Origin of the sequence: Streptomyces sp. Isolate_45 (assembly GCF_024721315.2) — a bacterium.
Classification (GTDB): Bacteria; Actinomycetota; Actinomycetes; order Streptomycetales; family Streptomycetaceae; genus Streptomyces.
Genome location: NZ_JANFAK020000005.1, coordinates 15,976 through 37,904 on the forward strand (window position 1 = coordinate 15,976; position 21,929 = coordinate 37,904).

Genomic DNA, 21,929 nt, shown 5'->3' on the forward strand with positions numbered 1-21,929 from the left:
CGGCCCGTCGCTCGCGGGCGGGCGCGGCGTAGATCGGCCGCAGGTCGGGGCGGGAAACCTCATCTCCGTGCTCCCGCCCGGTGATGGCCGGGGTGGTCCGCACCGTCGTGGTCATATCCCGTTCAACGCGCAACCACCGGGCCGGTTACTCCACCACGGCGGGCACTGTCGCAGGCCACAGCACGCCGCGTTCTTCCCGCCGCCCGCGGTTCCGTTCGGCCGCGCTGGAGCGTCGGGCCGAGATGGGTGGTGGTGCCGGTGGCCTCCAGGACCCGAGCCACGGCGGGCTGGAACGGGCCGCCGAGGTGAAAACCGGCCCCGGCACGGGCCGCCTCGGACCTCGCCCACAACAAGGCCCCCAGACCCGCGCAGTCGCAGAACGAGACGCCACTGACATCGATGCGCAGCAGAGCGGGGCGGCTCTCCAGGCACTCGCGGACCGCGTCGCGAACGGCCGGGGCGCTCGCCAGGTCGAGTTCGCCGGTGAGACGGATCAAGCCGTCGCGGCCGGCGAGGAACACCGTGCGGTCGGCCCGCCGAGGAGATGGGATCGTGCCCGGCTTCCGCGGATCCGCCGGCTCATGGCCCGTCAGCGTCTGCGGGCCCGTGGGCGTGTGGCGTTTCGCCTCTGCCCTCATCAGGCCGCTGCCGGTGGGTTCGTCGATCCGGAAGTGCGGCGGAACTCGGCGTTGATGCGCTGCGCTTCCTGAAGCTGGTCCTCCAGGACCACGATCCGGCAGGCCGCGTCGACGGGGGTGCCCTGGTCGACGAGTTCCCGGGCGCGGGCCGCGATGCGCAGCTGGTAGCGGGAGTAGCGTCGGTGTCCGCCGGGCGAGCGGAGCGGGGTGATCAGGCGGGCCTCGCCGATCGCGCGGAGGAAGGCCTGGGTGGTACCGAGCATTTCGGCGGCCCGGCCCATCGTGTAGGCGGGGAAATCATCGTCGTCAAGGTGACCGCCGAGGGGGCCGGTCGGGTTTTCTGCTGTCATCGACACCTCTTACGTGGTTGTGGAACGCGTGGAGGGGCCCTGGTGCGTACTGGCACCAGGGCCCCGAAGGAACTGCTTCACCACCTGCCGGCCCTGATAGTGCGCCGGCCTACTTGTTCCGCCTACCCGACCTGAGCTGCGCCGGGTGTGCGGGGATCGCGGTGCTTGACCGGAGACCACCTCACTCACGATGTCCTGCGGTGCCCGAACTCGCGTGGCGTCCGGGCGATCCAGATGGCGTCTCAACCCCTCCGTTCATCCCTCGGATGATCAACTACATACCTACAGGGAACTGCGGTACTGCGAACTGCGGGTACTGCTCCACTCGATACCGCTGATACTGCGAACTTCTTGTACTGCTCGTGGCCTGACCGAGCGCCACGCTTTCGGCAGCCAGCCCCGTCGCCCATCCTGCGTCCGCTCTGGCTTGGAACCCCACTGCCGAACCTCCCGATGCGCGCGCCCGCAGCCGACGCCTTCACCGAGGTACCACTCCACTTCACTGCTGAGTTACCGCCTGGGCGGCGGCCCCTGATCACCGCGGGCCACCCGGTCCGGCCGCCAGTCCCGTCGCCATCCTGCACAAAACCTGGCTTCGACACTCCGCGACCGCACCACACTGCTGAACTGCAACTACGGGTACTGCTGCCCGGCAGTTCGTCTCTGCCAGGCCCTTCTTGACTGGGCTACGAGAGAAACCATAACCACAGGATCAGCGAATGTCTACTCCAGCCAGCACAGATTTCTGTGTACTCTGCGAGGAGGAATACGGCTGTTCCGTGAGGAGAAAATCGAACGCGAAGAGGGTTACCCGGCCGCAGGCCGGGGCAGAACACACCGCCCGGATCCACCGTCGGCCGTCAGAGACCGGGGAACGAGTAGCCCGGCCCCGGCGGGCATCAACGCCCTACGCCTCGCGGGCTGCCGTGAGTTCGCGGCAGCGGACGTCGCCCGCGCGATGGTGTTCCATTGCGGGCGGGCCCGCCGGAACCCGTGATGCGTACAACCGCTGTGGTCCACCAGGAGCTGCCCGCACTCCGCTTCCGCGCACGAGCAGCCCGCCGTCCCCACGGCCGGCCCGGCGAACGGTCGGGAGTGCTGGCACACCTGAGGGCGGGCGCACGGCCCCGACCACGACAGCTCGACCCGGCACAGCCGGCCCCCGAAGGCGGTCCAAGCCGCCAGGACGTTGACGTGGGTCGCGCTGAACGCGGTCCGCGCAGGCCGGCTCGGCGAAGCCCCACCAGGCGGTGAACATCGCCCGCATCTGCGGTCGTGAGGCCGTCGGCGCGCAGGTCGACCCCCAGACCGGTGTGCAGAACCAGGCGGGCGGCGGGCACGGCTTCGGTGAGGGTGATCTTGCCGTGGTCGAGGAGCCATTCGCCGACCGCTCGACGGTCGAAGACCGGGGATTTGGGCGTGCCGCCGGTCGGGGTGGGGAAGTCGGTGTGGCGGCGCCGCCAGGCCGTCACCGTCGCACGGCCCACGCCGGCGATCCTCGCCACCACCGCCGCCGTGACAGCGTCGTCGCCCGCCTCGGGCAGCAGGCGGGAGAGCGGGGACCGCGCACCCGACCCCAGCACCCGCATGGGCGGCCAGCCGAGTTCGGGTCGCAGCAGCGGGAGCAGGGCCACGTCCAGGCCCCGGAAGAGCGGCACGTCAACTTCCCCGCCCGGGCCTTTCCGAAGTCGACGGCTACCGTGCGGGCCCGCCGCAGCAGGTCGAGGCGGACGAGGTGATCGACGTCGCTACGGCGCAGTCCGAGGCGCACGCGATCTGGTCGGGGCCGTAGTGGGTGTGGCGGTCGAGGAGGCTGGGGAGGTCGCGGCGGCGGCCGAGGGCGGCGAGCTGGTCGGCGTGGACGGTCGGGGCGTCCGCCGGGCCGCCGGGGCGGAGCAGGACTCCGGCGGCGGTGAGGTCGGCGATCGTGCGGGCCGTCACCGCCGGCCGCACCCCGACACGGAGCCGTGTCCCGACGACCCTCCTCGGGGCACGCCTCGTCACCCGCCGACCCACCAACGCATCGCGGCGGCCGTTCCAGAACCCGCCGCCCGAGCATCCTGCGAACGTGCGATCCGTGGCAGCCGATCTGCCGGCACGCATACGCGCCCCGAGGGCTGGTCGCGGCCGGCCCGGTCCCCGCCGGCACGCTCACGCCGGTCCGGCGCTGCCTGCCCGTCATCACCATCCATCCGCCCCTCTCCGTCACGGTTCTCCCCCGGTCAGGTGCCCGCCTCGCGGGCGGCGTGCCGCTGTACTTCCTCCGAGGGCGCCATCAGCGAACCGGCCGCAGGCGGGACGGACCGCGGCCGGTGGACGGCTCCCCGGTACAAGGCGGCGACGCCCGCCGTGCCGGCCAGAACCGACAGGACGAAGTCCGCCTGCGCCAGCCCGAGGTGGTCCGCCCGCCGGGCGGCCGCGAACAGCGCGCCGGCCGGCAGCAGTCCCTCGACAGCGATCCGGTCCCGGTCCGACAGCGCCCACCAAGCCGCCCGTACCCGGTCCGCCAACGCCCGGGGCCCCGCCTACGGCGTCCGGGCGTGGGAGCCGCCCCCGTCACCGCGTGCGCCCCGCGCCCCTGGCCGGTACGGCCTGCCGCCGGGAAGACGCGGAACACGGGCGTGGGACACGGGCGCGGCCGAGGTGGAGGTAGCCGAACTGCTCCAGCACCTTCGCCACGGCGACGAGGTCCAGGTTCCGGGGCACGTCCAGGCCTCGGTCAGCGGCCCCAGGACCGCTTCGCGTTCGTACTCGCGGGCGGCGCCCACGGCCTGGCAGCCTCCCACACAGGTACCGCAGCGGCGGCCGGGCTTCTTGCGCGGTATCCCTCTCCTCGTATGTACAGGCGAATCGAGGTCACCGGTCACGGTGGTCCTGTGAGCATGTGGTGCTGTCAATTTGAATGGTGCCGCGGGGGTCCGTCTGTGGAGCGGGTGTCGGCTGTGGCCTGTAGCTGAGTGGGGAAGGCCGGCAGGGAGGAGGCTCGGACGGCCTGGGGGAAGTCGAGCACCTGGTCGGGGTCGTAGGTCGCCTTGACCTTCTGTAGCCGGGGGTAGTTGTCGGCGTAATAGGCGTGTTCCCAGCCAAGGAGTTCGGGATCTGTGTCGTTGACGTAGGCTCCGGGGCCCAGGTGCATCTGCATGGCTGCGTGGGTGTTCCGCATCGAATCCAGCCGGGCGGCGGAGTCGGAGTGCGGGCATGTCCGGGACCATGTGGTGATGTATTGAAGGACTGCCAGGGCGTTTCGGTGTGGAAACGCCGTCGCGCTGCTGGTCATGTCGGCCACGGCGCCTCCCAGGGAGTCGAGGTAGAAGCCGCCGGTGGCGCCCAGCCGGTGGAGGTCGTCGATGCCTGCGATCAGGATGGCGGTGGCGGCTTCGGTCATGGGTGCACGGACGATGTGCGACTTCCCGGCCCAGGCCATCCGGTCATCGCCGCCGGGGGCGCCACCCGAGTCGTTGCGGGCCCCCGGGTCTGTGAAGGCAGGGGCGGGCCAGGCGGATTCGGAGTGGGTCGCGCCGTCGCGCAGGGGGTGGTCGGTGACCATGGCGGATTCGACGTAGCTGCCGGGCGTGATGGTGATCCGTTTCGGCGGGCGTCCGACGGCTGCGATCAGGCGGTCGATCTCGCGGAGAAGCGAGGGGGTGCCGCCGATCCAGGCGCCGTGCACGATGGGTTGGGAGGGCCCGCTGCCGTCGAGCAGGATCCGTACGTCGCAGGAGACCTCGCGCGGTGTACGGGGGTCGGTGATCCAATGCTGCCATCCGCGCAGCGCGCTCGCCATATCGGCGTGCGCCCACTGGACCTGGAAGTGCGCGAACGAAAGGCCGGTGATGTCGACCGGTTGGAAGTCCAGGGCCGTGACGACGCCGAAGTTGCCTCCGCCCGCGCCACGCAGGGCCCAGAACAGTTCGCGGTCGGGATCCTCGGGTGCGCAGGTGAGGTGACGCGTGCGTCCGTCCGGGGTGACGATGGTCGCTCCGATGAGCCGGTCGCAGGACAGTCCCCAAGCGCGGGTGAAGGCACTCTTGCCACCGCCGAGGGTCAAGCCGGCGACCCCGACCGACCCCCACCGTCCTGCTGCGATCGCCAGGCCGGAGCGTGCGAGGGCCTGTCCGGCGCTCGTGCTGCTGACACCGGCGCCCAGGCGCACCCTGTCACGTGAGACGGTGATGCTGTTCAGGGCGGCGACATCGATCACCAGCCCCGGGGTGGTGGAGAAGCCTGCGTAGTTGTGGCCACCTGCGCGGACGGCAGTCGCTGTGCCGGTCTCGGCGGCGTAGGCGAGGCACGCCGCGGCGTCGTCCTCGTCTACGATGCGGGCGATTGCTGCGGGCATGACGACGTCGTAGCGCTGGTTGTGCAGCACTCGGGCTTTGTCGTAGTCGGGGTCCCCCGGGCGCAGGAGCCGCCCGCGAAGCCTTCGTGCCAGCCGGGTGAGCTCCGCGTCGGTGCGCTGACCATGAGCCCGGACGGTGGGGCGCGATCCGGTGGGTGTCGTGACCGTACCGGTGGAGGGCGTCGTGGCAGGGGTGATGGCCCGGGGCTGGGTGAAGAACCGGTCCGGGTCCACTGCGGCCTTGACGCGTTGCAGGCGGGGGTGGTTGTCGCCGTGATAGGCGCTTTCCCATTCGTCGAGTTCGGGGTCCATGCCGTTCACGTAGCCACCGGTGCCCAGGTGGGGGTGCATGGTGTTGTGGATGTCACGGAGCCACTGCAGACGCTGTTCGATGTGGGGCTGTGGGGTGAATTCGTGCCAGTAGGAGTGGTACTGGACGACACCGACCGCCGACCGGTGAGGGAAGGCGGTGGCATCCGGAGCCACGTCGTTGACCGCCCCGCCCAGGGAGTCGATGAGCAGCCCTCCGGCTCCGGTGACGCCGCCCAGCCGGTGGAGCCGGTTGACCGCGGCGACCATGTCTTCGGCTGCCGCCGGGGTCATGGGCCGGCGGACGATCTGCGACTTGGCCGCGAAGGCAACGCGGGGCCCGAAGGTTCCCCCGCCCCAGCGCTCCGGTTCGGCTGCCGCCTGGACGTAGCTGACGGGGTGGGTGACGCGGTCGCTCTCGGGCCTGCCGACGGCGGTGACCAGGCTGTCCAGGAGCGGCTGTACTTCGCGGGGGGTGCCGATGAAGGTTCCGGTGACGACGAGTTCGGAGGGCGCGCCTCTGTCGCTGAGCTGTTCGATGGCGGTGCGCAGTTCGCGCGGCAGGTTCGGGTCGGCGTTCCAGGCCGTCCAGCCCTGGATGAGGGCGGCCATGTCCTTCATGGGCCAGCGCATGACGATGCTGGTGAAGGCCATGTCGCTGATGTCGACGGTGGTGTAGTCGAGTGCGGTGACCACGCCGAAGTTGCCTCCGCCGCCCCCCAACATGGCCCAGTGGAGATCGCGGTCGGCACCGGAGGAATGAGCGTCGACGCTGCGGAGCCGCCCGTCCGCGGTGACGATGTCCACACCCGTGAGGTGGTCGATGGCCAGGCCCCAGGACCGGGTGAAGGCGCTCAGGCCGCCGCCCAGGGTCGCTCCGGCCACCCCGATGGAGGGGCAGCGCCCCAGCGGCAGGCCCGCTCCGGATGCGGCCAAGGCCATGTGAGCCGCCATCCCCAGCGTTCCGGCACCCAGCCTGACCCGGCCGTCGCCCACCCTGATCGAGTTCAGTTCGCGCAGGTGGACCACGAGGCCGGGACCGGTGGAGTACCCCGCGTAGCTGTGGCCGCCGGAACGAATCGTCAGCTGCACGCCGCGCTCGCGTGCGAAGGTCACGCACGCGGCGACGTCCTCGGCTGTGGCCGGGTAGGCCACGGCTTGCGGGCGCACGTCGTCGTAGCGCTGGTTGACCACGAGCCTTGCCTGCTCGTAGCGGGCGTCGTGAGGCTCCAGCAGCGTTCCACTCATCCTGGCGTCGAGGGCCGACCAGTCCACGGTGCTCGGGGCTCGGCCGCCGGACGGGATCCTTCGGTGGGGCGCGGAGCCCGGCGACGGGGCGGGCGGATCCTGGGTGAGCGAGGCGGCGGTGAGGAGGGCCGGCAGGGTATAGAGGGGAGCCAGGACCGGAAAGTCGAACGGCAGCGGGCGCGGGCCCGTCTGGTCGGGCACGGAGGTGAATCCGCCGTCGGAGTCCTGGTGGGCCAGGAGGTAGCTGATCCCGTGGCGGGCGCACGCGTGGTTGCCGTGGCGGGCCAGGACGGGCACTGCCTGTGCCGTCGACAGCACGTCGCTGGGGTCGTTGTTCTGCCGTCCCCAGCCTCCGTCGGCGTTCTGCGCAGCAGTCAGGTGTGACACTGCCCGCGCGGTCGCCTCGGTGATCCGGGCAGCGAGGGAAACCGACGGCTGTGGAACCGCGTGCAGGGCGTTGAGCGCGCGGAGGATCCCGCTGGACTCGCTGATCGTCCAGCTGCGCTCGAAGGTTCCGTCAGGTCGCTGGGTATCGAGGACGAACCCGGCGGACTTGATGAGCATTGTGTGGTGCCATCCGGTGGGGGCAAGTGCGAGCAGGGCCCCGGCGGTCATGTCCAGGTCGGGCGCGTCGCCGCTGACCCAGGTCGGGAAGCCGCCGTCCGGCCCGCCCATGGCTTCCAAGTACCGGGTAGCCCGTCGCAAGTGGGAGGCATAGCGCTCGGGGGCACCAGCCTGGAGGAACTCCATGCAGCGGGTGGTGGTGTCGAGGTCTGTCTGGGACATGGCGCTGGCGAACGGCCAGCCACCGTCGGGCGCCTGCCAGGAGGCGACGAACTCTGCCATCCGGCCCGTGAGCGGGCGCAGCCGGTCATCGGCAAGGAAGGCCAGTCCGGCGACGGCTGTGAGCCAGAGGTCCTGGCTGTCGAGAAATGGCAGCCCTCCGTCGCGGTTCTGAGCCAGGGTCATCCTCAGAATGCCGTCGTCCACCACCGGGTGGCCGGGGCGGAAGCCACGAACGGCGTGCAGGGCGAGCAGGTGGGTGGTGGCGCCGGCCTCCCAGAACAGCCGGTTGCGGCCGGAGTCCAGCGAGTCGACCAGCCGGTTGCGTTCGGCTCCGGTCACCATGTGCGGGTGGCCTGTCGCCAGGGCGCAGATCATTCGGATGGCGAGAAGATTGACATCGGTGTACGTCGTGATCCGGTCCGGCGGCATCGACGGCAGGAGATCGTCGTCCGTCAGGGGGGCGTCGCACAGCAGGTGAAGCACGGTCCGCATCATGGCGGCTTTGAACCGGCCGCGCCCGCCGGTACCGCGGTTCAGCCGGCCGGAGAGCTCCGCGACGGCCGGGCCTGCCCGTCCCGCTGTTTCGGCGGGGTGGAGACAGGCATCGATCAAGAGGGCGTCGACGGGATCCGCGCCCACCCGGCGTGAGCGCAGGAACAAGGTCAGCTGTTCCTGCTGGGGCTCGTGTGTCCGTGCGGCGCGCAGGAGGGCAAGGAACAGTGCCGATTCAAGTACCCGGCTGGCACACCGGTCCGTCACCGCTCCTGTGGGCGAGACGGCCAGCGAAAGACGCCGGGTGAGGCGGTCGACGCTCCTCGGCGCGTCTGTCGGTGCCTGACAGGGGCCCCGCCAGGGGCCGAGCCAGGGGCCGAGCCATCCGGTGGCCGGGGCGAAGGGCGGAGGATCGTTGCCGGCCCGCTCTGGCCCTGCCGGTCGGGCGGCGTCGGGGGCTGCTGCCTCGGGGTCGTTGCGTCGCGTTTCTCCCTGCCAGGCCAGGGCCCCGTCGAGGAAGGAGCGGATCCGATCGACTCGTACCCTCAGACCTGCACCGTGCGGGCCTTGAGCGAGTGCGGTTGCCACTGCCGAGTCGAAGGCGTCCATGCGTTCGCTGATCATCGTGCGGGCGATCGCGGCAGCCTCGTGGTGGGTGCACCGGCGTTCGCGCGCGAGGATCGAGACGAGGTTGTCCGTTCCTTCAGCGGATTCCCGTTCCGCCGATGCCAGGTCGTTGGTCCACGCGACGAGATCCGCGGTGGCCTCGCGCAGACTCTCCAGGCCGCTCTCCTCGCCGGACAGCCCGCGCTCCACCAGAGCGAGCATCGGCAGCACCGTGATGGTGTGCCGGCGCATCTCCACGTAGCGGGACAGTGCAAGGGGAGTGCGCCTGGTGCGCAGCAGGGCTTCTTCACAGGTGGCGTCGGCGAAGTCGCGGTAGCGGGCGGCGAATCGCCTTGCCCATTGCGGGCTGGTGGCCGGTGTCGAGCGGTTCCACAGGTCCACGATCGCCCGCACCGCAGGAACGGACAGATCGGATGTGGTGGCCGACCCGTCCACCACGGAGACAAGGGAGTCCATGAGGGCCCGCACGTGCGATTGACTGCCGCTGCCCGGTCCACGGTCGATGCTGTCGTCGACCAACGCGATGAAGGCACCCCACTGTGCGAGGAGTTCGAGTTCGGCATGGTCCGCCCAGGGAGCGACGAAGCCGGCCATCCTTCCCTGCCCCATCCTCTCCAGACGCCGCTTATCGTCCGGGGTCGTGAGCAACCCCATGCGGTCGGCCCAGGCGCGTGCACGGCATTCTGCCCGGTCCCACTGCCGATTGCAGATGGTGGGTTGGTTCACGGTTCGCTCAACCTCGGTGGAAGTTCGTGTGCAGCTGGACAGCGGCGGGACGGGACGCGTTCGAGGGGCTGGTGACCGACCTCGTATCGTGAGCGCATCCTGAAGGAGACGGCCGGGATACGGCTGGCCTCGAGCAGGGGCCACGGTGAACCGGCGTTATGGGCGCGCTGGTTCACCAGGACCGATACCGCGCTCCGCGGCGCTCCTGGGTCAGGCTTCCCGAAGACAGATCAAGACCCGCTGTTGCGTGGCGGCCCGCGCTCCGACGCTCTCTTCGGCGGCACGACCGGTACCTCGCCCAAAAGGGTCGTGAACAGACGGCGATCCGGCCTGGCCTCCTTCTCGATCTCCCGCGAAACTCATCGCACCGCACTCGAACGAACATCGAACGGCATCGACTCCAGCCGTCCATGCGGGTCCAACCGCACCGTCAATCGCCCCTCCGTCACCCCGCAAACCGACCGCAACAGACTCGCGGCACACACCGGTCACCGCATCAACTTTGGTGCACTCTCCTCCGCACGAGGTGCTGCACGAATGCTTGTACGGCACCGGCTGGTGTACGGCGCCGGCTGGACGTCTGCTTCGTGCCGGCGTTGTCGGTCCAGTACTTGGTCAAGCCGGCCTTGTCCGCCAGGCCCGGCTCCAGGCCGGGGGCCGCGAACACCTGCCGCCGCCACGACCCGCCCACCAGCGTGTCGGAGACCTCGCAGGTGTCGATCTTCTTGCGGCCGATCAGGTGCGGCAGCTGCTTGAGCGCGTTCACCACCGGGGCGCCGGCCTGCTCGGCGCCGAAGTCGACGACGTCGACCAGCAGGCGGATGAAGCCGAGCACGGTGCTGTAGCGGGTGGCGAGCGCGGCCCTCCACTCCGCGTCCTCGTCGCCCTCCTCGTCGCCCTCCTCGTCGGGGACGACCTCGGCGATGACCGCCAGGGCCTCGGCGAGCTTCTCGCGGGGCACGGCCTTCTCGATCGCCGACCACGCGTCGACCACCGACACCAGCTCCCCCGTTTCGGCCGCCGGCGCGGTCTCCAGGAGCACGCCGACCACCTTCGCGATCCATCCCGCAGCCCTGCGCAGCCTCGGCAACGACTTGAGCTTCTCCTGCTTGCCGACCCGCTCCGTCCGCGACAGCAGCCGCGAGGACATCAGGACGTCCAACAGGTCCGGGGCGTCCTCGACAGTCGCGGTCTCCAGATGCTGCACTGTGGCCAGCAACGTCGCCGTCTTCCGCGACTCCGACTCCTCCAGTTCCCGCAGGGTCGGCGTCTTCGAGCCCATCCCGTACCGGGCGAGCCCCGACAGCCGGACCGCCGGCAGCACCGCCGTGGGCACCAGGCGGGCGCCCAGGCCCTGCACCTCCCCCGCCCGCTCCAGTGCTGCGGTCATCGCCGACCCCGAGACGCGCATCGGCGGTGTCCGCAAGCGTTCCAGTCCCGAGATCCGCTTCCCGTCGGGCACTTTCAGCAGGTCGCGCATCGTCTGCCGCAGGCCGTTCGGGACGGCCTCGTCCAGCGTCCGGTACAGGACAGTGTTCTCGCTCGCGCGAACCTCGGCGACCAGCCGGGTCAGCGTCGTGATCCCCGGCAGCAGCACCCTACTGTCACCAGCCACACCACCGCCCGGTCGAACAACGCCCGCAGCCCCTCCAACGACGCCAACACCCGCGCCGCCAAACACGCACGGACCTCGTCCTCGGAAGCCGAGAACACCCGATAGCCGCAGGCATCCCGGAACTCCCACGCCTGCTCGTACCGGTTCTGCCGCCGCGCCCCGTACACGGCGAACTCCTCTGGCCCGACGTCGAGCTGCTCGGCCGCGAACCGCACCACCGCGGCCGGCACGACGGACAGGCCCTCGGTCGGGAACACCCCGAGCATCCACACACAGCCCCACTGCACCGCCCAACCCCAGCCGCATCGCCGGGGCCAAGGCGAGCGCCTGCGCGTCCAGGCGGAAGAACTGCTCCAGCCACCGGGAGAGGGCACGGCAGCGAACCGGCCGAAGCGGGCTGCCGGGGTGGAGCGTGGTCGAGGTCCTGCCCGACGGGGTGGAGCACCGTACGGGGAACTGGATCGGGAACACGAAGGCCCGCCGCGACCGGCTCCACCCGGCGCCGCTGACCGCGCTCGCCGAACTCGGGTTCCTCCCCTTCGGTGGACAGGCCAACGTAGGCGTGTAGGGCGGGTCGGGTGCCGGGGAGGCCGTATTGGGTGAACCGCTCGTGGAGATCTGAGCCGAACGGCATGGGGAAGGCCTCGACGGTCCCGGCCTCCAGCGTGCGTACGAACTCTTTCTCCTTGCGCGCCGCGACCGCCCAGACCGTGTCGGTACCCGGGGCGCTGCCGGGGCCCCCGGCCGGCAGGTCGATGCCTCGCGCGTCCAAGAAGGCGGCCGCTCCGTCCAGCCGGGGCTTGCCGTCGACCCACTGGCGGTACTCATGATCCGCGTCGAAGGGTGGCTGCCGCCCCTTCCCGGACGCGGTCCGGGCGCCCAGACAGCTGTCGAATGCGGTCTTCCAGGCTGCGGCGTGCAGCCGTGCCGAGTCGAGCAATACTCCGTCGGTGTCGAACACGACGGCACGTAGCGCGCTCACCCGGATCGCGCGCGGCGGCCGCTGATCCGAGTGGGGGTGATGGACATCCAGTGCGTGCGGGGGCCGCCGGCCCAGGGAAGCGAGCGGGCGATCGAAAACAGGTGGCTGACGCGCGCCCCGTCCGTGACGCCGGACAACTCGCCGACGGCCATGACGCTCCAGCCTTCTCGCATCGCGTCGTCGATGTGGTCGACCTCGAAGGCGACCTCGGTCCCGGTTGCCTCGGCGAGCCGGGAGTTGGCCGCTGTGCGGAACGCGATCTCGTCTCCCAGGACGACGTAGTTGACGGGAAGGACGGCGAGTCCCTCCAGATCCGAGAACCCGACCCGGCCGATGCCGTGGGTGGAGAGCAGGCGGTGGCACTCCGCCTCACCCAGCACCGTCAGCTCGGAATCACGCATGGCGGTCCCCATGCCGGGCGGACTGTCGGTCGTTCTCCCGGTCAGCTCGGAGACGGTGGTGCCGAGGCCGTCCGCGAGACATACGAGCATGCCCATGCTGGGCGCCGCCGCCCGCTCCTCCACATAGGTGATGTACGACGCGGCCGCCCCGACGCGCTGCCCGAGTTCTTCGCGTGTGATGCCCAATTCTTCGCGGCGGGCGGTCACGCGCCGTCCGAGGTCGCCGCGGGCCGCGGGGACCTTGATCGGGGACGGATCTGCTGCGGTCTTTCCCATGTTCGTCACACCTTTGCCATGTCGAAGCCGGTACAGGAGGGTCCCGTGGGCGTCCCCCCCAGGCTGTACCCGCTGCCGGCGCGTGGCCAGGGCCGGTCGGCCCCCTACCTGGGCCCGCCCGGCCCGCTTCCGCGCAGTGCGGACCTCGGACGCCCTCACGGTTCGAGAGGTCAACTCCCCTGGTCCGTTTCGGGTACCAGCCGGCGGTGGATTTCCTTGGTCATCGAGTGGATGGCACGGGTCAGTTCCGTATGGGTCTGAGCTCCTGCTCCTGCTCGACGAAGTCATGGTCGGCCTTCGCCTGCTGGAACGCCGCCTGGCGGCCGGGCGTACCGTCTAACTGATCGTTTCAGAATGAGATTGGTTGCGGGGCTTGGCAGTTGGGTGTGGTGTCGGGAGGATCTGGGGTGTGTCTGCTGATCTCGTGCCTGATGACCTGTGGGAACGTGTGGCCCCGTTGTTGCCGGGGCGGCCGGTCAGGCGGCTTCGGTATCCCGGGCGGCTGCCGGTGGATGACCGTGCCGCCTTGAGGGCCATCGTTTACGTGTTGTGCAAGGGCGTGAGCTGGCGTGACGTTCCCACCGGGCAGCTCGGCTGCAGTGGTGTGACGGCCTGGCGGCGGCTTCGGGACTGGACCGAGGCCGGCGTGTGGCCCCGCATCCACCAAGTCCTGCTGACCGAGTTGCGGGCCGCCGGGCTGCTGGACATGGATGACGCCGCCATCGACGCCTCGCACGTCAGGGCCCTCAAGGGGGGCCGGTCGCGGACCGGGATCAAGGCTCCGTCCACGATCCACAACCGGTCCACATCGGCGACCGGCCGCAGGGCCCAGCACCTTTGACCAGCACAAACGTCCTTCCGGACATAGAAGTCGACATGACTGACACGGCACTTCGTCACGTGTGAACAGGCACGCCCATGGCAGCTGGCCGTCCTCGCGACGGGCACCTCACGGCAGCAGCTTCGTCATTCCGTGCCAGCCATGACCACTACCACTGCGCAACGTGAGCAGGGGCAGCCGTCCGGTCGCGGCTGACACCCATCCGATGCCACCACCGCACGCATTCACAGGCGGGGCGACACGTGCCCGTGTTCCGGCCCCCACGGTCGTCACGGCCCCGACTCCGCGCCCGGCGTCGGCGCCTCCCCCCGGCGGTGGTTGGTCGGTGGAGCGGATCTCGTACGGCCAGCGCAGCCCGTGCAGGACGATCACCTTGTCCATGACGCGCGGAAGGCCCAGGCGCTCGCGGTCGCGCATCGCGAACCTGACGACGGCGACCTTGCTGCTGCGCTGCAGTGCCTGGCGCAGGAGCTCGTACGGCTTGGCCCCGACGCCGTCGGCGGCAAGGTAGTAGGAGGCCCCGATCCGGACCGGGTCGATGCTGTCGGCCGGGACGAACGCGACGATCTCGATTGCCTTCGCGGTCGGCAGCGGCATGTTGTCCAGGTCGGCATCGGTGATCGCCACGAGGGTGCCCGTCACGGTCTCGTAGCTTCGGCCGATCTCGTCCTACCGCAGCTCCCAGCCGTCGACCTCCCACGGCGCCCACCTGGTACGAGGGGCGCCGTACGGGATCCGTACGGCGCCCCTCGCGAGACATCAGGCCGGGCAAGACCTACCGTTGTGCATGAGGTGTAGGCGGGTTGGAGAGTGGAGGTGCCGCTGAACTGCTCCTGGCCTGGGCCGTACAGGATCAGCTGGTGGCAGAGGTGTCATCAGCGTTGCCGGCATCCTGAGCGTGCCGGCAGTAGCCAGTCGAGTGGGATGCATCGCCCCGGCGAGCCGGAGGCCGTCCGCGCCCCCACCCGTCTCACGTTTCTGCTCCACGCAGACTCAGTACGGATGACGTAACGGGACAGGCTTCGCCAGCACCCCGGTGGCCGGATGGTGGGTCGGCTGGACGGTCGTGTTCGCCACGGGTCCTACTGTGTGCGCGGGTGCGGTGAGCAACGCATGGAGGTCGCACAGCAGCATGAAAAGACCGTTGTTCTCGACGACGTTGCTCTGCTGGCGAGGGATCATGCGGGGTCCGCGTGCCTCCCTCGTGGCTTCCGGACGGGGGGCGGGGGAACGGGCCGAGCGGTGGTTCGGGGCGCCGGGTTCGTCCCACTGGGCCTGGCAGCCCGCGCACGTCGTGTGCCTGGGGTGCAGGCGCACGGGGCGCTTCATTGTTGGGTTCCTTCCCAGTAGGCGCGTTCGGCGGCGCGCTCGTCCTCGGAGGTCCAGTGGCTGGCCTCCGGCGGATCGTAGGCGTGCCCGTAGTCGTAACTGCCGGGGTGTGGGGCACCGTAGGCCGCGTTGTATGAGGCCGCGTGCGGGGCGCCGTAGTTGGAGACCACGTGGTCCAGCACCGCGTAGTTCGTGGCTGTCTGGATCGGGACGCCGTGCTGCCAACCACCGGCGCCGGCGTGCGGCCATGGCTCCGCGACCGGGTGCTGCTGACCGGGGATCAGGCCGACAGCCGGTGTGGGGGTCTGGCCGGGGAACTGCGCGGTCTGTCCCTGCGGGTGTTCCAGTCCTGCCGGGAAGTCCCCTTCGAGGGGGCTGTGGTCGGGTGCCGTCGTCTTCTCTGGCGGGGTTCCTGGCAGGAGGAGTTCCACGTGTTCGGCGCCTGCCTTGCGCTGTCGTTCGGCGAATTCCTCCACCTGGCTGCGGCATGCGAGGTCGAGGTGGACCACGGCGGTGAGGTCCAGATGGATGCGCGGCTTGCCCGCGACAGAGTCCAGGGCCTCGATCAGCTTGGGCAGGCGCAGGAATGTCGCGTTGCCGCTCATTGTCAGGCAGGCGGTGTTGTCGACCGAAGTGGTGCGGAAGGCGATCCTGGACATGCGCAGGGCGACCAGGACGATGGCGACGGCCAGACCTGCGAGCACGCCTTCGAGGAGGTTGGCGACCACGATGGCGACGGTCGTGATGATCATCACGATGCCCTCGCCGCGGTCGGTCTTCCACATCTTCGGGAAGGCGGTGGGGTCGAAGAGTTTCCAGCCCGCGTGGAGGAGGATGCCGGCAAGTACCGCCACCGGAATGAGGCCGAGCAGGCCGGGCAGCAGCAGCCCGAAGCCGAGCAGCCAGCCGCCGTGCAGCACGCGGGAGATCTTGGTCTTGGCGCCGGCCTGGACGTTGGCGGAGCTGCGGGCGATCACTGCGGTCATGGGCAGTGAGCCGAGGAATCCGCACAGAACGTTGCCGATGCCCTGGGAGAACAGCTCCGCGTTGTACTTGGTGCGTGGCCCGTCGTGCATCCGGTCGACGGCGGCGGCGCTGAAGAGGCTTTCGGCGGAGGCGATGATGGCGAAGGTGATCACCATAGTGATCACCGCGGGGTCGGCAAGGCCGGCGAAATCGTCCGGTCCGGGGAGGTTCACCGCGTCCAGCAGACTGCCGAAGACCACACGCTTGACCTCGATGCCGGGCAGGGCGGCGAGGACGGAGCCGAGCATGACGGCGATCAGGGGAGCGGGCACTTTGGACAGGGGTGCGGGCGCTTTCTTCCACAGGAAGCAGATCGCCAGGGAGCCGATACCCAGGAACAGGGCGGCCAGCCGGTGTGGATCGGCCAGGGTGGACTGGACCAGGTGCGGCAGGCCCCCGATGTTCTTGATGGCCGAGCCGAGCTGCTTGGCGTCCATGACGGCGTAACTCTGGCTCAGCATGAGCGGCAGCCCGATGCCGGCGAGCATGCCCTGCACCACGGCCAGGGAGATGGACTGGAACAGGCTTCCCAGTTTGAGCGCTCCGAGCCCCATCTGGATCAGGCCGGAGGCCAGGATGACGGGGCCGAGCAGGGCCAGACCGTGCTCGGTGGTGAATTCCAGGCAGAGCCCGGCGAGGCCGGCGGCCGGCCCTGATACCTGCAGGCTGCTGCCGGGCAGGAAGCCGACGACCAGGCCGCCGATGATCCCGGAGATGATGCCGAGGGCGATGGGGACGCCGGAGGCGGCCGCCACTCCGATGCACAGCGGCAGCGCCACCAGAAAGACGACGAGGGAAGCGAGGATGTCCGTGCCGGCGGAGGCCGGGCGGGCTGACGGGCCGGCGGCGCTATGGGCCGACCGGCCGGGTCCCCGGCGCGCGTGGCGTGCGCTGCCGGCGGAGCGTGTGTGTTCAGGGGGCACGGGTGTTCCTTTCGCGCGCACCGGTCACCCGGTGCGCGTGCAGGGGGGCGTGGTTTCAGTGCTGGCCGAATACACCTCGTGTCTCGTCGAGCTCCCACAAATCTCCGGTGTCCACCCGGTAGAACCAGCCGTGCAGGCTCAGTTGGCCCTCGGCCGTGCCGCGCTCGATCTGCGGATAGCCACGCAGCGTCATCAGTTGCGCGGTGACATGGCGCTGTACGGCGTCCGGCAGCGCCGGGTCCTTCGGCGGGATGTCGAGCAGCCCGGTCAGTGCCGGTCGGGCGAAGTCCACCCAGTCCGCCACGCTGGGCAGATGGGTCAGGTCCTCACCACGGGCCACGGCCCCTACCGCGCCGCAGTGCGAGTGCCCGCACACGATGATGTCGCGGACCTTCAGGACCTCTACCGCGTACTCGATGGTGGCGGCTTCGCCCGTCCGATAGCCCGGCCGGTAGGGCGGCACGATGTTGCCGGCGTTGCGCAGCTCGAAGAGTTCGCCCGGCGCGGCCGCGGTGATCAGTGTGGGCACGACCCGCGAGTCCGAGCAGGTGATGAACAGCGTTGCCGGGCTCTGCCCGAGCGCGAAGCTCCGGAAGATTTCCTTCTCGCGAGCGATGCGGTGTCGAAAGGAACGGGCCCGCTTCAGTAGGTCGTCCATGCTCACGTCTCCTGGCTCTGAAACATCCTGGGTGGATGTCGTGGGTGAGAGCTTGTGGCGAATACATGAGCTAATCGTGGGTTCCCTGTGAGAGTGTTCTCATGGAAACGCCACAACGGTTTGGGGCGGCCGGGAGACGCCCACATACCCAGCCGGATGGCGGCGTACGCACGAAGATGGGTGTGCTCGTGCCGGATTACACGCGAGGCTTCCACTGAGGTTCCCCCGAGATGCGGGAAGAGGTGACAGAGGGTCAGATGGGTTTCATGAGAGGAACCCAGACGATGCCTGCGCCGAGGAAGTACCCGCTTGGAGTTGGTGAGCGTGCGGTCCGGGTGTACCGGACCGCCGAGCCGAAGCCGGTGATCCGCCGCATGGCCGAGGAGCTCGGCCTGCACCACGAGGCCCTGCGCAGTTGGATTCGACAGGCCGAGACCGACGCCGGCGAGCGAGGCGACATGCTCACCACCGCCGAGCGTGAGGAGCTGGCCGTCCTGCGGAACGAGAACGCCCAGCTCAAGCGGGCGAACGAGGTCCTGCGGACGGCCTCGGCTTTTTTCGCGGCCCAGCTCGACCCGACCCGGCCCAGGTGACCGCGCTCCTCGACGCGCACCCGCGCCTGGGGGTCGAGCCCGTACTCCGGGAACTTTCCATCCCCTCCTCCACCTACTACCGGTGGCGCCAGGCCGAGACCGAGCCGTGCGAGCGGCGCCGCCAGGACGCCGAGCTGACCGGGCGGATCCGTGAGGTCCACGCCGAGTCCGGCGGGATCTACGGCTCACCCCGCGTGCACGCCGTCCTCAAGCGTGAGGGCGTCCACGTCGCCCGCAAGCGCGTCGAACGGCTCATGCGCCAAGCCGACCTGACCGGGATCAACCCCCGCCGGAACAAGGGCTTCACCCGTCGTGCCCCGGACGCCGACCGCGCCCTGACCTGGTCAGGGGCGACTTCACCGCGAACGGGCCGAACCGGCTGTGGGTCACCGACCTGACCATGGTCACGACGCTGGAGGGCCCGCTGTGGCTGTCCGCGATCCGCGACGTTCTCCCGCCGGGTCGTGGCCTGGGAAACCTCCGCCCGCGCCGACGCGGACCTGGTCCTCACTTCGCTGGAATACGCCCCGGCCAGCCGCGATGTCACGCCCGGCGAGCTCATTCACCACGCGGACCACGGCTGTCAATACACGTCCGTGGAGCTCACAACCCGCCTGGTCAGGTCCGGGATCCAGGCGTTCATGGGCTCGGTCGGCGACTCGTATGACAATGCCCTGGCGGAGAACCTGTGGATGGTCATCAAGACCGAGTGCATCCGCGGCCGCATCTTCACCACCGGAGCCGAAGCGAACCTCGCGCTCTTCGAGTACATCGACGGGCTTCTACAACCCCCGCCGCATCCAGAAACGGCTCGGCTACCTCAGCCCCGTCGAGTACGAGGAGAAGCACTTCGCCAACCAGGCAGCAGCCGAACAAGAACCTGAAACCACGTCAACCCGCCCTGAACAGCTAGTCAGCCACTCCCGCGCAGCGGGGGACCTCACACAGGTCATCTGATCGGAACGTGTGCGAACCGTGCCGAGCGGTCGAGGGCGCCTGCAGTGTCGCTGCGGGATGGGCTTCGCCCACCCTGGACAGTCCTGGCCGGAGGCGTGGCGGGCTGCCGGACGCCCCCGGACCAGAAAGACGCCCGGCCCGCGGCACCGCCGCCTGGGCTTTGCCCATGAACTTTGTGCGCGGACAGAGGCGGCAGTCAGACGCGCAGCCGGTAGCCGGCGCCGCGGATGGTCTCCACCCGGTCGGCACCCACTTTGCGTCGCAGGTAGCGCACGTAGACATCGACGATGTTGGACCCGGGATCGTAGTCGAATCCCCAGACCATGCTGAGCAATTGTTCCCGCGTCAGCACTTGGTCGGGGTGGCGCAGGAACACCTCGGCCAGTGCGAACTCCCGCGCGGACAGCTCCGCCACCCTCCCGTCCACGTGTGCCCGCCGGGTGCGCAGATCGAGTACGAGGTCACCGGCTCTGAGCAGTGAGGCTTCCGGTGCGGCGTCCGCGCGTAGCCGCAGCCGAACCCGGGCCAGCAGTTCCTCGAAGGCGAACGGCTTGGAAAGGTAGTCGTCGGCGCCGCCCTCCAGACCCGCCACGGTGTCGGACACGCTGTCCCGCGCTGTCAGGATGATCACCGGCAGGGTCACCCGCTCCTCGCGGAGCCTGCGCAGCACGGTGAACCCGTCGCAGACCGGTAGCCCCAGATCCAGGATCATCAGGTTACAGCTGCCCGTCCGGGCCTCCTCGTAGGCGGATAGCCCGTCACCGACCACAGTGGTGACGAAACCAGCGCTGTGCAGGCCCCGTTGCACGAAGGCGGCGATTCTGACCTCGTCCTCCGCTATGAGCACCCGGTTCATGGTGTCCTTTCTGCCAGGAAGTGTGGGTGGGCAGAGCGATAACGAATCGGGCGCCGCCGCCCTCGGCGTCCTCCACCCAGGCCGTGCCGCCGTGCGCCTGGGCGATTTCCAGGACGATGGCGAGGCCGAGCCCGATGCCCGGGCTCGACGCGTCGGCCGAGACAACTCGGCCGGCTTGCACGAAGCGTTCGAAGATGCGCTCCCGGTCCTGCGGCCCGACCCCCGGCCCCGCATCCCGCACCCACAGCAGCAGTAGACCCTCGCGGAGCTGGGAGCCGACTTCGATGAGGTCCCCGGCGCGGGTGTGGCGCACGGCATTCGCCGCGAGCTGCATCAGCGCCTGGGTGAGCCGCTGGCCGTCGATAAAGAGCGTGCCCTCCGACACTTGTGCCACCCGCCAGTGCCGGTTGCCCAGCGCCCGGGCTTTGGCGACCACGTCGACCACCAGGTCCGTCAGGTTCGTCTCGCCGAACGCGAGGAAGTCCGGGCGCTCCGCCTTGGCCAGCAGCAGCAGGTCCTCCACGATCCGGGTCATCCGGTCCAACTCGTCCACTACCAGGGCTCGGGTCGCCGCCGGATCGTCCGCCCCGTCCTCCATCAGCTCCAGAGTGCCCCGGATCACCGTGATCGGGGTGCGCAGCTCGTGCGCCACTTCGTCGAGAAAACGGCGCTGGGTGGTGAACGCGCTCTCCAGCCGGTCCAGCATGTTATTGAACGTATGTGCCAGCGCTGCCACGTCGTCAGTTCCCGCCACCTCCAGCCGCTCCGTCAGGTCGGATTCTCCGATCCGCTCGGCGGTCTGCCGCACCAGGCGGATCGGCGCCAGCACCCGGCCGGCCACCAGCCAGCTCGCCGCGCCCGCGAGCACCAGTCCTCCGCCCCCCGCGGTCAGGAACATCTTCGCGAGCCACCGTTCCTCCCGCGTCTGGCGATCCCGGAACTCCACGATCACCAGACGCGTGTCGTGCCGGTCCCCCGCCACCCGCACCGGGACGACGCCGTAGCGCACTCGCCCGGCCGGCGAGTCGAGCCAGCCGATCTGCGTGCCGCTCCCCTTCGACAGCCGCGCGACCACAGCTGCGTCCTGGTCCAGTCGCGTGGGTACGGCATTGGGGCTGAGCCGGTCGGCTCGGCCGTCGACGAGGCTGAAGAACGCCTCATCCCGGCGCGGCAGGTTGACGGTCATGAACTCGGTCAGCAGCGACGCCCCTTCGACGAACGGCTCCCCGGTGGCCGGCTCCCGCGCCGTATGTGCGAACCGGCGCAACTTGTCCGCTTCACTGCGCAGTTGATCATCCATCTCGGCGTCGAGTCTGACCTGCCAGATCAGCGTGATGCCGAATGCCGGCACGGCCAACGTCGTGGCGACCAGGAGCAGCATCATTCCCACGATGCGTGACCGGGCGCTCGGCATCCGATGGCGCCGTCTCACCCGTCGCTGCCGCCGTCGTCATCGTCATCGCTCCCGGTCGTAGCTCGCCGGCTGGTACTGGGAGAAGGGCTGGTACTGGGAGAAGGGCTGGCATCGTCATCGCTGCGGGGCAGCGACCGCCTCGGGACTGGCCGGCCTCCGGGTTCGGTCGACGAAGGAGTCGACGCCACGGCTGACGGCGGTGGAGCGGAGGAAGGCGCGACAGACCGCGACGGAGGTGACGACGGCTCACCACTGCTCTCCGATACGGGTACCACGATCTCAGGACCCAGAGATGGCGGATCGCCGTCACTGGACCACCCATACCCGATCACTGCCCCTACGGCCGTAAGGGCGCACAGAGCAGCGACTACCACGCCGACCTTCCGAAGCACCATCCGGCTAGCCTGCCGCCCCAATCGAATGTATGGATGAAGAGGAGAGATTTCTCATCTCCCGCCTCGGCGGATACGCCACCCCATTCCGGACCACGGCGACAACTCGACGACAGTGTCCGCTCGCGGCCGGTTCGCTCGGGCCCCGGGT

Annotated in this window: 17 protein-coding genes and 2 pseudogenes; 5 read left to right on the top strand and 14 right to left on the bottom strand. The window is 69.8% G+C overall.

Translation table 11 applies throughout. The features are described from left to right. Nucleotides 1-637: 637 nt before the first annotated feature. The 7 genes and pseudogenes from NOD94_RS03015 to NOD94_RS03045 form a co-directional block, all read right to left on the bottom strand. Nucleotides 638-988, bottom strand: coding sequence for a MerR family transcriptional regulator (locus NOD94_RS03015; RefSeq protein ID WP_281204122.1), 351 nt, complete (start codon nucleotides 986-988; stop codon nucleotides 638-640). A gap of 1,400 nt (nucleotides 989-2,388) precedes the next feature. Beyond that, a pseudogene (locus NOD94_RS03020) lies at nucleotides 2,389-2,577 on the bottom strand (hypothetical protein); the annotation flags it as partial. A gap of 106 nt (nucleotides 2,578-2,683) precedes the next feature. Next, nucleotides 2,684-2,929: a hypothetical protein gene (locus tag NOD94_RS03025; RefSeq protein ID WP_281204123.1), complete on the bottom strand. Its 246-nt coding sequence runs from the start codon at nucleotides 2,927-2,929 to the stop codon at nucleotides 2,684-2,686. A 281-nt stretch (nucleotides 2,930-3,210) separates the two neighbouring features. After that, nucleotides 3,211-3,498 carry a hypothetical protein gene (locus NOD94_RS03030; RefSeq protein WP_281204124.1) on the bottom strand — a complete coding sequence of 96 codons (288 nt, stop codon included), beginning with the start codon at nucleotides 3,496-3,498 and terminating at the stop codon, nucleotides 3,211-3,213. A gap of 383 nt (nucleotides 3,499-3,881) precedes the next feature. Beyond that, nucleotides 3,882-9,383 carry an FAD-binding protein gene (locus tag NOD94_RS03035; protein ID WP_281204125.1) on the bottom strand — a complete coding sequence of 1,834 codons (5,502 nt, stop codon included), beginning with the start codon at nucleotides 9,381-9,383 and terminating at the stop codon, nucleotides 3,882-3,884. Between the two features lie 628 nt (nucleotides 9,384-10,011). Then, nucleotides 10,012-11,112, bottom strand: a complete 1,101-nt coding sequence (locus NOD94_RS03040; protein ID WP_281204126.1) for a hypothetical protein — start codon at nucleotides 11,110-11,112, stop codon at nucleotides 10,012-10,014. Then, on the bottom strand, nucleotides 11,085-11,504 hold the full coding sequence (locus NOD94_RS03045) for a DUF4158 domain-containing protein (protein ID WP_348652305.1): 420 nt from the start codon (nucleotides 11,502-11,504) through the stop codon (nucleotides 11,085-11,087). The genes NOD94_RS03040 and NOD94_RS03045 overlap by 28 nt, the downstream gene beginning before the upstream one ends. 38 nt (nucleotides 11,505-11,542) lie before the next feature. Here NOD94_RS03045 and NOD94_RS03050 point away from each other — a divergent pair, with 38 nt between their 5' ends. Next, a complete protein-coding gene (locus NOD94_RS03050; RefSeq protein ID WP_281204128.1) occupies nucleotides 11,543-11,698 on the top strand; it encodes a hypothetical protein in 156 nt (51 codons plus the stop codon). Nucleotides 11,699-12,108: 410 nt separating this feature from the next. Here NOD94_RS03050 and NOD94_RS03055 read toward each other — a convergent pair whose 3' ends face one another. Continuing rightward, a complete protein-coding gene (locus NOD94_RS03055) occupies nucleotides 12,109-12,789 on the bottom strand; it encodes a pyridoxamine 5'-phosphate oxidase family protein (protein ID WP_281204129.1) in 681 nt (226 codons plus the stop codon). Between the two features lie 409 nt (nucleotides 12,790-13,198). Here NOD94_RS03055 and NOD94_RS03060 point away from each other — a divergent pair. Next, a pseudogene (locus NOD94_RS03060) lies at nucleotides 13,199-13,540 on the top strand (transposase); the annotation flags it as partial. Nucleotides 13,541-13,738: 198 nt separating this feature from the next. Here NOD94_RS03060 and NOD94_RS41365 read toward each other — a convergent pair. The 4 genes from NOD94_RS41365 to NOD94_RS03080 all read right to left on the bottom strand — a co-directional run bounded on the left by NOD94_RS41365 (nucleotide 13,739) and on the right by NOD94_RS03080 (nucleotide 17,566). Next, nucleotides 13,739-14,293: a Ku protein gene (locus tag NOD94_RS41365; protein WP_348652308.1), complete on the bottom strand. Its 555-nt coding sequence runs from the start codon at nucleotides 14,291-14,293 to the stop codon at nucleotides 13,739-13,741. Between the two features lie 330 nt (nucleotides 14,294-14,623). Next, nucleotides 14,624-14,812 carry a hypothetical protein gene (locus tag NOD94_RS03070; protein ID WP_281204130.1) on the bottom strand — a complete coding sequence of 63 codons (189 nt, stop codon included), beginning with the start codon at nucleotides 14,810-14,812 and terminating at the stop codon, nucleotides 14,624-14,626. A gap of 143 nt (nucleotides 14,813-14,955) precedes the next feature. After that, nucleotides 14,956-16,791, bottom strand: coding sequence for a SulP family inorganic anion transporter (locus NOD94_RS03075; protein ID WP_281204194.1), 1,836 nt, complete (start codon nucleotides 16,789-16,791; stop codon nucleotides 14,956-14,958). Between the two features lie 172 nt (nucleotides 16,792-16,963). Next, nucleotides 16,964-17,566, bottom strand: a complete 603-nt coding sequence (locus NOD94_RS03080) for a carbonic anhydrase (protein WP_281204131.1) — start codon at nucleotides 17,564-17,566, stop codon at nucleotides 16,964-16,966. A 284-nt stretch (nucleotides 17,567-17,850) separates the two neighbouring features. Here NOD94_RS03080 and NOD94_RS03085 point away from each other — a divergent pair, with 284 nt between their 5' ends. The 3 genes from NOD94_RS03085 (at nucleotide 17,851) to NOD94_RS03095 (ending at nucleotide 19,043) form a co-directional block, all read left to right on the top strand. Next, entirely contained in the window at nucleotides 17,851-18,159 is a 309-nt protein-coding gene (locus NOD94_RS03085) for a transposase (RefSeq protein WP_281204132.1), read from the top strand. Beyond that, a complete protein-coding gene (locus NOD94_RS03090; protein ID WP_281204133.1) occupies nucleotides 18,156-18,557 on the top strand; it encodes an IS3 family transposase in 402 nt (133 codons plus the stop codon). Before NOD94_RS03085 ends, NOD94_RS03090 begins: the two co-directional genes overlap by 4 nt. Before the next feature lie 66 nt (nucleotides 18,558-18,623). After that, entirely contained in the window at nucleotides 18,624-19,043 is a 420-nt protein-coding gene (locus NOD94_RS03095) for a hypothetical protein (RefSeq protein ID WP_281204134.1), read from the top strand. Nucleotides 19,044-19,312: 269 nt separating this feature from the next. Here NOD94_RS03095 and NOD94_RS03100 read toward each other — a convergent pair whose 3' ends face one another. Continuing rightward, nucleotides 19,313-19,972 (bottom strand): response regulator transcription factor, encoded by a 660-nt coding sequence (locus NOD94_RS03100; protein WP_281204135.1) that lies wholly within the window; start codon nucleotides 19,970-19,972, stop codon nucleotides 19,313-19,315. Further along, nucleotides 19,875-21,353, bottom strand: a complete 1,479-nt coding sequence (locus NOD94_RS03105) for a HAMP domain-containing sensor histidine kinase (protein WP_281204195.1) — start codon at nucleotides 21,351-21,353, stop codon at nucleotides 19,875-19,877. Before NOD94_RS03105 ends, NOD94_RS03100 begins: the two co-directional genes overlap by 98 nt. Nucleotides 21,354-21,929: the final 576 nt, after the last annotated feature.

Excerpts from the sequence above, each read along its gene's own strand:
- NOD94_RS03055 (WP_281204129.1), bottom strand. The coding sequence starts at position 12,789 with ATGGGAAAGACCGCAGCAGATCCGTCCCCGATCAAGGTCCCCGCGGCC.
- NOD94_RS03015 (WP_281204122.1), bottom strand. The coding sequence starts at position 988 with ATGACAGCAGAAAACCCGACCGGCCCCCTCGGCGGTCACCTTGACGAC.
- NOD94_RS03080 (WP_281204131.1), bottom strand. The coding sequence starts at position 17,566 with ATGGACGACCTACTGAAGCGGGCCCGTTCCTTTCGACACCGCATCGCT.
- NOD94_RS03100 (WP_281204135.1), bottom strand. The coding sequence starts at position 19,972 with ATGAACCGGGTGCTCATAGCGGAGGACGAGGTCAGAATCGCCGCCTTC.
- NOD94_RS03070 (WP_281204130.1), bottom strand. The coding sequence starts at position 14,812 with ATGATCCCTCGCCAGCAGAGCAACGTCGTCGAGAACAACGGTCTTTTC.
- NOD94_RS03035 (WP_281204125.1), bottom strand. The coding sequence starts at position 9,383 with ATGGCCGGCTTCGTCGCTCCCTGGGCGGACCATGCCGAACTCGAACTC.
- NOD94_RS03105 (WP_281204195.1), bottom strand. The coding sequence starts at position 21,353 with ATGCTGCTCCTGGTCGCCACGACGTTGGCCGTGCCGGCATTCGGCATC.
- NOD94_RS03085 (WP_281204132.1), top strand. The coding sequence starts at position 17,851 with ATGCCTGCGCCGAGGAAGTACCCGCTTGGAGTTGGTGAGCGTGCGGTC.